Genomic DNA, 10,808 nt, shown 5'->3' with positions numbered 1-10,808 from the left:
TATTCGTAAACTTTAAAATTAATATATAATATATAACATACTTAATTTACATACCTTTGTAGCATAATAAAGCATCTATTCTTAATCCAACACACCACATGAATAAAGCGATTCTAGTTGCTATTTCATCTATTATATTTTCTATACAAGCTCCTGTAGTTTACGCACAGATTACGGCAAACACACTCGCGCTGCATTATGTAGAATTTAACAACCCTGCCAGCAAAAAAACCACTACCACCGCCTCAAAAGAAGAAGCTGTTCCAGCTCTTGAAGAGGCAGCAACACAAGAAGCATCTGATACTACAGAACAAGTTAGCAACAAAAGTATGAGCGAAGAGCTTACAGCTTGGGTACAACAAGAACAAGCTCAACCAAAACGAAGGCTTTACCGTCTCCGTTAACTTAGCAGGTATACCTACAGCCGCTGCAATACATCATCCGTATACCTCGTTAATATAGAGCTAATGCCATTTAATTTGGACGCGATGAAAATAAGCCCCCTGTACTTTCTCTTTCTTTTATCACTAGTAAGTTGCGCACGCATTGCAACGGATACGGAGTATACTTATAACCCCGCTATAAATTTCAGAAAGTTTCAGACGTTTGACTGGTACAGAGCAGAGGTACCCAAACCTGTAGCAGGTGGCGCAGGGGCACAATTTAGCCTATTGCTGGACCAACGCATCAAAGAGGCTGTGGCAAGTGAATTAGTGAAGGACGGGATGAGACCTAACATTGAAAACCCTGATTTACTAATTGCTTATGATGTTGCCGTTGACACAAAGCAGCTAGAAAATCAGGGTTATGCTTTCCCAGATGGTTTGGGGTATGGTTACAGCTACTGGTATGGCTACCGTTACCGCTATACTACCAATGGCCTTGAAAATTATCGGCCCGTACAAAGCTATGCGCCAGGTACTGTAGTGATAGATATCATTGACCCAACAACAAACCAGCTGTTGTGGAGAGGTACTTCCAGCGCAAACTTAGACCCTACTGCTGTAGATGAGCTAAGAATTAGCACGGTAGTAGCCAACATCATGTCGCAGTTTCCGCCTACTCCTGACGCTACACTTTAATATTATAAAGTATACTTTAGCATAACCCCACCGTAGTAGTTGCGGTCTGGCGCTGCCTGGAAGTAGCGGCCTCCAAAAGCGTTCAAGTCATTTCCCAGGCTATACTTTTCGTCTGTTGCGTTATCAACGCCACCAAAAACTTCTAGTCCGAAGTGTGTTCCCAGTTGCCGTTTCACACCTAGCCTTGCACCAGCCACTAAATAGCTAGCTGCATAAATCGAGTTTTGGTCATTTAGCGGGATTTCATCTACATAAGTTGCCGTCAGGTTAAGGTACAGGCCTAAGCGTGTGCTCAGATCAAGGCCTGCTGTGGCGGCATGCGGTGCTACGCCTGTGAGCTCATTGCCGGAGTAGTTGTCTTCATTTTGCTGGTACTCCTCAAAACGGAAGTGACTGTAAGTATAACTGCCCCATACTTTCAGCAAGCTTATTGGTTCCGCTGGTTTATCTACAATAGTATAACCAATACTTGTTTCGATGCCTTTTTGGTCGGTGCTGCCCACATTGCGGAACACGGCTACGCTTGATACATCCTGCCGACTCACAATGGTCTCGTTCAGTTTAAAGTAGAACCCTACGACATCAAAGCTTAACCTGTCGGCTAGCATAAACCCGCGAATACCTACTTCATAGTTGGTACCTTTCTCCGCTTCCAGGTCTTCGTTCAGTTGTCCGTCTGATGTCAGAATTTCTTCTTCGGTGGGTGGCGAGAATCCTGAACTCACGCTGGCGTGTATAGAGATTTTATCTGTCAGCTGCTTCAACAAGGCAATTCGTGGCGAAAGCACTGCATCAAAATTACGCTTGTAAGTATAGTTTCTGGTAGCCACCTGCTGTAATCTTGTTATTTCGTACCTAGTGTCGTTCAGGCTAAGCGCAGCTGTGGCAATAATGTCAGCAGGTAATTCAAACTCTGCCTGTGCAAACAAAAAACCTGCTTTTGATACTACTTCATCATCCGTTCGAAGAGCGCCTGTTGTGCCCCCGTTGTTATCGTAGGTACGGGCCACTTCAAACCCACGCTGAAACTCCCCTCCTAAGGTAAAAGTTGAGGCTATACTTCCGAGGTTTGCATCCAGTACAAAGCTTGTGCGGCCCCCAAACTCCTGGTTAGCGTTGCGCTCATAGTCTGTATTAAAAGGATTATCCTTAAACTTATGCAGGCCGTATACAGCCGTTGTGTTCCTGAAGCTGTCGTTAAACCTATATGCCTGCTTCAGACCCACATTTATACCTTCCAGATCAAGCGACGCATTTTGTGCTACACTCCCAAACTGACCACCGCGTGCCTGCCGTGGATTTTGCTCAAACTGCTCTTGTGTAAGACCGCCCGGTAATTCATAGTATAAATTCGAATAGATCAGGTTAGCTGAGATGGTACGTTTGTCCGAAGGCCTGAACTGCGAAGAAATTAACAGCACATCTCTATCTATAGCGGATTGTTGCCTGTAGCCATCATACTTTTGCCGCGTGTATTGTACCAAAATGCTACTGTTTTCTGCTCCTATGCCAATAGTTGCAGTATTTCTCATAAGCCCGTAAGAACCTACGGTAGTGCCTAGCTCCAAAAAACTTTCGCCGGGTGCTGCTCGGCGTGGCTCCAACAACACCGCTCCGCCAGTTCCTGCGCCATATATACTTGCTGTTGGCCCTTTCAGCACTTCTATTCTTCCAATATTTGCTGCATCTAACAAGTTTAAAGCAGTAGTTCCGTTTGCTTCTGTAAACGGAATACCGTCATAGTATAGCTTCACATTCCGGATGCCATACGGTGATCGTAAGCTACTACCACGAATGGACAAGCGGTAACTAGCCGGCGCCCTTTCTTCCATGCGTACTCCGGGCACTGTGTTAACGGCACGCACAATAGAACTTTCGTCAAACCTGGTGATTACCTCCCGCTCTATCAGGCTAATGGCTCCTGCTGTTTGCAGTAAGGGTCGGTTTGTTTCGTAACCTCGCACCTGTACTTCCTGCAATACGGCACCTCTTGACCGCAGCAGCACCTCTATGATGGACCCATCATATGCTTCGCTCCAGAAGATTGTATCGGTGGCAAAACCAACATAAGAAAGTATAACAGGCGCATTCACACGCGTTAGAGCCGCTTCAAAATAACCGTCTTCGCCAGTTAAAGTATAAGCTTTGCCTTCCACACTAACTGTAACTCCCTGTAGAGGCTGCTGGGTCTGCGCATTTAGTACGCGACCTCTTAATTCCTGCGCCTGCAGCGTAACGGGTAGTAAAACAGAAATAAGAAGAAGGATGGTGTAGTAGTATATTGCTTTGATCATACTCAAAAATGAATTTCATTGTCAAAACGCGGAAAGGGTCGGAAGGTTTAAACTTAGTAGTGGCACTGTAGCTGTTTACGATACCTGAGAAACAAAAAACTACAAATCAGGTTAAACAAAGAACAAACGTGTAAACAGTTGCACTCCTAATACTACTATACTATGAAAATCAGAACTACTACACTAGCCATAGGTATGGCTATGTTTTTTTCGGCAGCCTGGGCACAGGATACTAAACCGCCTATCTCTGCCTCTTATGAAGGCCACATATTTAAGCCAACCAAAGTAGACGCCACCGACGAGCGCGTGCGTCAGCTTAAAGTACCTGCAGGTTTCACAATCTCTAAATTTGCTGATAACCTGAACAAGCCCCGCATGATGGCTGTGCATACAGATGGCACAGTGTATGTTACCGACCGTGATAAAGGAACAGTAACCATGCTCCGCGACACCAACAACGACGGAAAATCAGACCAGAAGAAAATTGTAGCCACAAAAAAAGATATGCACGGCATTGCCCTCCGCGATGGCAAAGCATACTTGATGACGGTTAACGATATCTATTCGGCTGATATAAAGAAGGACGGATCATTAGGCGAATTAAAGCAGATAGCTACAGGCTTTCCGGAAGCTGGCCAGCACGCTGATCGCACCATTGAGTTTGGGCCTGATGGCATGATGTATATACAAGTAGGCAGCACCTGTAATGCCTGCGAGGAAACACACAAGGAAAATGCTACACTGGTACAGATGAAACCTGATGGCTCTGGTCGCCGCGTTTACGCCAAAGGCCTGCGCAACTTTATCGGTTTCGACTGGCATCCTCAAACAAAAGAACTCTGGGGCTTTGACCACGGCATTGATTGGCTTGGAGACGACTCACAAAAAGAAGAGCTGAATAAAATAGTAGACGGTGGCAATTATGGCTGGCCTTACGTATTTGAAGATGGAAAACCCAACCTGGCAGACTCACCTCCCAATGGTATGAGTTGGGAAGAATATGCTAAGCAGACCAAGTTCCCGGCCATGCTGTATGATGCACACAGCGCCCCAATGGATTTTTTGTTCTACAAAGGCTCTCAATTCCCGGCCGAGTATAAGCAGGATGCTTTCCTTACCTTGCATGGCTCCTGGAACCGCAGCGAACCTGTAGGTTATAAAGTAGTGCGGGTTCGGTTTGAGAATGGGCAGCCAACTAAGATTGAAGACTTCGTAACAGGCTTTCTGGTAAACGACAATAAAGCAGTGTTTGGACGTGTAGTAGGTTTGGCCATGCATAAAGACGGTTCATTGCTTATTGCTGATGATGACAATGGTGTTATCTATCGCGTTGCACACACCGGAAAATAAGTATAAAGTCAGATATAAAAAAAGCAGCAGGTCCAGTAGCTACATACTACTGGACCTGCTGCTTTTTTAGTGATAGTCTATACTATTAAGATTCTGGCAGCTTAAGTATAAAAGAAAAAGGCTCAGCAGAAACTGCAGAGCCTTTCCAAACTATGAAAGCTAATAATAATTTAGTTCTTCTTGATAGTAAATTCCGTACGGCGGTTCATCTGATGTTCAGCTTCGGAGCACTGAACCCCGGTTGCACATTTGTTTACCAGCCTTGTTTTACCATACCCTCTGGCCGTTAAGCGGCTTGCATCTATTCCTTTCGATACCAGATAGTCTACTGCAGCCTGCGCTCTTCTCTCCGATAGCAACTGGTTATACTGTTGGCTCTCACGGCTATCGGTGTGGGCACTCATCTCGATCTTAATTCTAGGGTTATTCTTTAGCAGCGTCACCAGGTTATCTAGCTCTTTTGCTGCATCCGGGCGGATATCCCATTTATCAAGGTCGTAGTAGATATTATCTAGTGTGATGGCTTTCTCTATCTCGTTCTTATCAAAGATTAATGCCACCTGCACCGTATCAGGAGCGGTTGCAGGCACCTGCACGCTAGATTCCATCTTCAGATATCCTAGCTTAGAGCCAGAGAAAACGTAGGTGTTCCCTGTGCGAGCATCCAGAAAGTACTTCGCATCTTTATCCGTCACAAAAACAGTAGAATCGCTGGTATTCTTTCTAGCCATCAGGATTCTTGTCTCCGGAAGTGGTTCCTGCACTGTGCGCTTCTTGTCGTTTTGGAAACGGCCAACAGTCGTTATAGCTAATACGACAGGCTTTTGTAGCACTGTAAATGCGTAGATATCTTCTGTTCCGTTTTGTGAGTCGCGGTTAGATGATAAAAGACCTCGCTCACCAGCTTCCGTAAACATGATACCAAAGTCGTTCTTAGGTGAGTTAAGCGGGTAGCCTAAGTTTTTAACTGCACGCCACTGGCCCAGGTTTCCCTCTGCAGAAAAAATATCCATGCCTCCCATTCCCACATGCCCATCAGAAGCAAAGTATAACTTGCCATTGGCATCAACATAAGGGAAACTCTCACGCCCAGTAGTATTAACAGTTGTTCCAGCGTTAATTGGCTCTCCCCAGCTACCGTCTGCCTGACGAGTGCTATAGAAAATATCTGTATCCCCACGGCTGCCCGGCATATCAGACACAAAGTATAGCACCTGCCCATCCGGAGACAAAGCGGGATGTCCTACTGAATACTCTTCTACTTTGTTGTAAGCAAAGGGCTGGATGTTGCTCCAGCTACCGCCTTGCTTTTCAGCAGAGTAAATTTCCAGGCGGTTGACCTGATTTGTATTAATGTCTTTCTTTATCCAACTGGTAGGATCTGCATTTACGTTACCAAGTGCTGGTACTGATTTTGTTCTGGTAAAGTATAGTTTATCTCCTTCTTTTGCTGCAGAAGCGGTGGCATTATGGTAATCTTCATTAATCACATCCTGCAGAGCTTCTGGGCTACCCCACTCTCCCTGGCCGTTTTGCTGTGCCATGAACAGTTGTAAATATGGGCGACCTGTCCAGCCGTAAATTTTTGCTTCTTTGCCCGCTTTACTTACCCCACGATCTGAGGTAAAAACAAGGCTATTGTTGCCATAGGGCATAGGGCTAAAATCAGCAAATCCAGCTGTGCTTAACGCTGGTAAAGTTTTAACCTCAGCCACAGCTGGCTGGCCCATCCAGCGCAGGGCTTGATCCGTAGCCTCCATCAGTGCTTGTGCCCGCTCTGCTTGCTCAGGCACTTCCTCAGCCCATTGCATATACTGCTCTTTGGCCTCTTTATACTTGCCGTTGCTTCGCAGCGCCTCAGCATAATGATACAGGTTGATAGGATCACGGCCTTCCATAGCCACTACTTTGCCGTACCAGTTTTCAGATGCCTGGCTTTGGCGGGTAAGGCGGTATGATGTAGCAATACGCTCAGCTGTTGCCAAGTCCGGCTGCTTTTTCTGAATTACCTCCTGGTACTCCTGTAGCGCCAGGGCATATTGGTAGTTGTCGTAGAGTCTGTTCGCTTTGCGCAACGATTGGCTTTGTGCCAGCGGCGCAAAACCAAGCATCGCTGCTGCAATTATATATAAGGGTGTATATCTAAAGTTCATAGGGTGTAAGCGCTTTAATTAAAAGTACTGCGGGGTAAGCATTTTGGTCTCTTTCTTTTGAAAGAAGTAATAACCAACTGACACTTCATGTGTGCTTTGGTTGCTGTAACCATTCAGCATTTTATCGTAAGAGTAACCTACACGTAACTGCTTCAACACTTGTAATTCCCCTATAAAGGCAACGGCAGTACGCTTGGTTACAGCGTCCGTTTCTGGCTCATTAAATAAGTTCATGCTGGTACGGTACGAGCTACCTAACCAAAGGCGCTCCCCTAGCAAGACAAAGGCATTCAGGTCAACATTGCTCGGTGCATTGAAGTCCTCTTTGATCAACACACTTGGCTTTAACTTCACGAATGGGCTCACATCAAACACATATCCTGTAGTAAAGTAGTAATGGCGCTCCGGTTCTACCTGTTCCATATCATCAAACTGTAGCAGGTCTGCAGCAGAGAGTCCGGCATAAAAGCGGCTAGTATGCAAATAGGCTCCGATTTTTACGTCCGGCTTTATGTCTGTATCCTTGTTTGTTGGGATAGATGGATCATCAATAATTCCAAACTTGCTGCCATCTATAGTATGCTGAACTAAACCAGGTGCTATTCCTAAGCTAATCACGGCATTTTCACTTAATGGAAGTTTAACTGCAAAATTTGCATACACGCTTGATGTAGTTTGTGCTCCTATCTCATCACGCGTAATATTTAAACCAAGACCTAATCTATCATTTGCCACTACACCGTCTACTAACAAGGATTGTGTATTAGGTGCACCATCCACACCTGTCCACTGTGACCGGTGAAAAGCATTAATATTAAGTACATTTTTGCTCCCTGTATAAGCCGGGTTGATGGCCATACTATTAAAAATATACTGGGAGTACTGCGGATTCTGCTGTGCGCTGGCTGCCGTTGTAAACAACAGCGCCAGCAACAGGTAACATATTCTCATTTTCATCTGAATTTCTAAAATTTAAGCTAATGCTTAGCGGAACAGAGTAGTGTATCCGGTAAACTCTTTTACAACACCATCACAAACTGTTACCCTTACTTTATAGAAGTAAGTGCCCTGCTCAAGTCCTTTTCCAGCCCAATCATTCTGATAGCCTTTCTTTTTATATATCTCAGATCCCCAGCGGTTAAAGATGGTCACTTCGTTGTTAGGGAATTTCTCAAGATTCTTGATCTCCCACGTATCGTTTCTGCCATCTCCATTTGGGCTAAATGCTTTCGGGAAATTCAGGTTCCCATCTGCCAGAGATGCGTCCATTTCAGCTGAAACAGGGAGGCTGCTACAAGCACCTTCAATGGCCACAACTGATACAGTACCTCTTGCTGTAGGGTCAGCAGCCGTTACCGAAATTGAGTTAGTACCTTGTCCGGATGTGATAGTGAAACCAGCTGGCACATTCCAAGTGTAGCCCGAAGCGCCTTGCACCGGCTCAATAGAATAGGTTAACCCATCACATACGTTGCTATTGTCTTTGATTTGGCCAAGGATAACGGGTGGAGCAGCAACATTTACTTGCAGCGGCTGGCTATCGATGCTATTACACTGGTTTATAGCTTTTACAGAAATTGCGCCACCAGATGTACCTGCATTAACATTAACACTTGTTCCTCTATTAACATTAGAAGCAAAGCTCCAGCCATCAGGAAGTGTCCACACATAATTTATACCCTCTTCCGGATTTGAGATCATATAAATTAGTTGGCTGTTCTCACAGGCTTCAGTGTTCCCTGAAATTATCGGAACATTTGGATTGGGTAAAGGATGAATCTCGAATATATCTTCTGAAAATCCACACGCAGTAACTACTTTAACAGTTATTTGCCCAGACACAACATCATCATTTGCTTTGATTGTAAGTATCTGTCTGTTATCACCGTAGCTCACCAATGACCATCCTGCCGGGATTGTCCAAATATAATCTGTGGCTCCATCCACTGGTGCAACGCTAACTGTTAGTCTTCCTCCTACACAAGCGCTCCCCCCTCCTTTTATATTTACCGTTGGCGGTTTACTGTTTACAATGATGTTTTTAGATACAGGTGCACCCGGGCCACAATCCCTCCCAATTGCCTTAACACTAATATTTCCAGCTGTTGCTCCAACAATAACTCTTATAGTCTGCTCGTCTTCTGGAGTGCCTGGCACTACTTCCCAGTCATTAGGAAAGCCCCATGTATAACTTAAAGCCCCTGTTACTGCGCTTGCGGTATAAGTTTGTTCTGATCCCTCACAAACCTCCGCTAGCCCTGAGATATTTGCAGGGGCAGCGGGAGCCTGAATAACTTGAATCTGCTCAACTTTAGGTAAACCTACAATCGAGCACTTGCTAGTAATCTGAACTGAAAGTGTTCCTCCTGTTTTGCCTACATTAACAACTACAGAATTCTGATTGTCAGGGCCTACAATTGTCACACCTGTTGCAATCCAGCGGAGTGATGCTCCTTCGGCTACACCAGTGGCTCTGTAAGTTAGGTTATTGCTATCAGCGCATACTTCAAAGTCACCTTCAATAGTAGGCGTTACAGGAACACCTGCAACAGTGATAGCTTGCGTAGTTTCGTAAGTTTGGCCACACTGATCTAGTACAGAAACTTTAATCTCACCCGGCTTGGTTACCCTAACTCTGATAGCGTTAGAGGTTTCGTCTACTGCACTGATACGCTCTATGCCATCAGGTAGCGTGAAAGTATACTTGCCACCCACAACTTCGGTAACGGTATAAACCACCTCGTTGGGAATTGCACATAAATCTGTCTCCCCAGAAATTGTGAGACCTGGATCTTTACAAGTAACTGGTACTGGATCTGTATCAGTATTATCATCTGGGTTAGGATCTGGGTTATTTGGATTTGGCTCAATTATAACCTGGTTTTCCACTGTACCATTCGCCAATAACTTAAAGGTTACTATCAGGACCGCTGTTTCATCGTTTTCCATATTACCCACGTACCAGCGGTATTGTCCGTCTGTATCCTCCTTGAACACTCCTTTGCCAGGTTCAGCACTGATAAATGCCAGCCCTGATCTTGGAAAATTCTCCTGTACTATAACATTCTCTGCCGTTCCGGGGCCGGAGTTGGTTACTGTAATAGTATATTTGATGTTTGCCCCTACTGTATATTCGCCTTCTTCTGCTACTTTTTTAATGCTAAGGTCTGTGAGAATCACACTTGGCAGAAATACCAGGTTTCCATTCAGGTTCACATTTCCTGTTAAGGAAAAGGTTCTACCTGTCAGGTAAACACGCTGCCTTAGGGTTATATCTTTTTGGGCAATGATGTTACCCTGAAACAAGGATATACCTGCAAGACTCACACTGCCTTCTACAATCCAGTAAATGTTTTTAGCTTCAGCCCCGTTTGTATTAGCAACTCTTAAGCTGGTAATACCTCCCGGAGGCAAAGTATAGGTCATGTTGCCTTTTACAATCACAAAAAACTTAGCATCGGGATTACCTTTACCATTGAATTCAATCGAACCGTTCAATGCTTCGTTTAAATTTGCATTGCCGTTAATTACATGCACTCCTGGCTCGAAGGAATTTGGAAAGCTTGTTAGTGTGCGGTTAGGGGTTCTTGCTGACAATTCTGCGTAGGCAGCTGTAGCATCTGATAGTGCTACCTTTGCAGTAGTAGTTTGAATTTCCTTCTCTGTTACAGAAAGCTGGCCATTGTCAATCAAATTACCTGTGCCTGTGCCTAAGTTGCCAATTACGACAGTAGCTCCAGTGTTAGTGACATTATTTGAAGACAATACAGCAAACATACTTGCTTTGCCCAGAATCTCATCATTAGCATCTGGAATAGGGCCTTGGGCTAAGCTTACTGTAAAACTGCCGATCAGCATTAGAAAGGTCAGTAGTAAAAATCTAATCATATAGTAAAGGGTAAATTATGTAGTACTAAGCGCAAGTGTAT

Annotated in this window: 7 protein-coding genes; 3 read left to right on the top strand and 4 right to left on the bottom strand. The window is 44.8% G+C overall.

All coding sequences use genetic code 11. From position 1 onward, the window contains the following. Window positions 1–98: 98 nt before the first annotated feature. Window positions 99–404, top strand: coding sequence for a hypothetical protein (locus ACFQ2O_RS16395; RefSeq protein ID WP_377530137.1), 306 nt, complete (start codon window positions 99–101; stop codon window positions 402–404). 63 nt (window positions 405–467) lie between these two features. Then, a complete protein-coding gene (locus ACFQ2O_RS16390; protein ID WP_377530134.1) occupies window positions 468–1,082 on the top strand; it encodes a DUF4136 domain-containing protein in 615 nt (204 codons plus the stop codon). Window positions 1,083–1,084: 2 nt separating this feature from the next. On the opposite strand, the gene ACFQ2O_RS16385 is transcribed toward ACFQ2O_RS16390, so the two are convergent. Next, window positions 1,085–3,376, bottom strand: coding sequence for a TonB-dependent receptor domain-containing protein (locus tag ACFQ2O_RS16385; RefSeq protein WP_377530131.1), 2,292 nt, complete (start codon window positions 3,374–3,376; stop codon window positions 1,085–1,087). A 162-nt stretch (window positions 3,377–3,538) separates the two neighbouring features. On the opposite strand from ACFQ2O_RS16385, the gene ACFQ2O_RS16380 reads away from it, so the two are divergent. Next, window positions 3,539–4,726 (top strand): PQQ-dependent sugar dehydrogenase, encoded by a 1,188-nt coding sequence (locus ACFQ2O_RS16380; protein WP_377530127.1) that lies wholly within the window; start codon window positions 3,539–3,541, stop codon window positions 4,724–4,726. 170 nt (window positions 4,727–4,896) lie between these two features. On the opposite strand, the gene ACFQ2O_RS16375 is transcribed toward ACFQ2O_RS16380, so the two are convergent. Genes ACFQ2O_RS16375 through ACFQ2O_RS16365 form a run of 3 tightly spaced genes read right to left on the bottom strand, consistent with a single transcriptional unit; the run spans window position 4,897 to window position 10,767 of the window. Continuing rightward, on the bottom strand, window positions 4,897–6,879 hold the full coding sequence (locus ACFQ2O_RS16375) for an OmpA family protein (protein ID WP_377530124.1): 1,983 nt from the start codon (window positions 6,877–6,879) through the stop codon (window positions 4,897–4,899). Between the two features lie 18 nt (window positions 6,880–6,897). Further along, complete coding sequence (locus ACFQ2O_RS16370; RefSeq protein WP_377530121.1) at window positions 6,898–7,836, bottom strand: PorP/SprF family type IX secretion system membrane protein; 939 nt, start codon at window positions 7,834–7,836, stop codon at window positions 6,898–6,900. Window positions 7,837–7,863: 27 nt separating this feature from the next. Beyond that, window positions 7,864–10,767, bottom strand: a complete 2,904-nt coding sequence (locus ACFQ2O_RS16365; RefSeq protein WP_377530117.1) for a T9SS type B sorting domain-containing protein — start codon at window positions 10,765–10,767, stop codon at window positions 7,864–7,866. Window positions 10,768–10,808 lie beyond the last annotated feature (41 nt).

It is taken from the genome of Pontibacter rugosus (genome assembly GCF_042678745.1).
In the GTDB taxonomy this organism is placed as follows: domain Bacteria; phylum Bacteroidota; class Bacteroidia; order Cytophagales; family Hymenobacteraceae; genus Pontibacter; species Pontibacter rugosus.
This window is presented reverse-complemented; position numbering and strand designations above follow the sequence as displayed.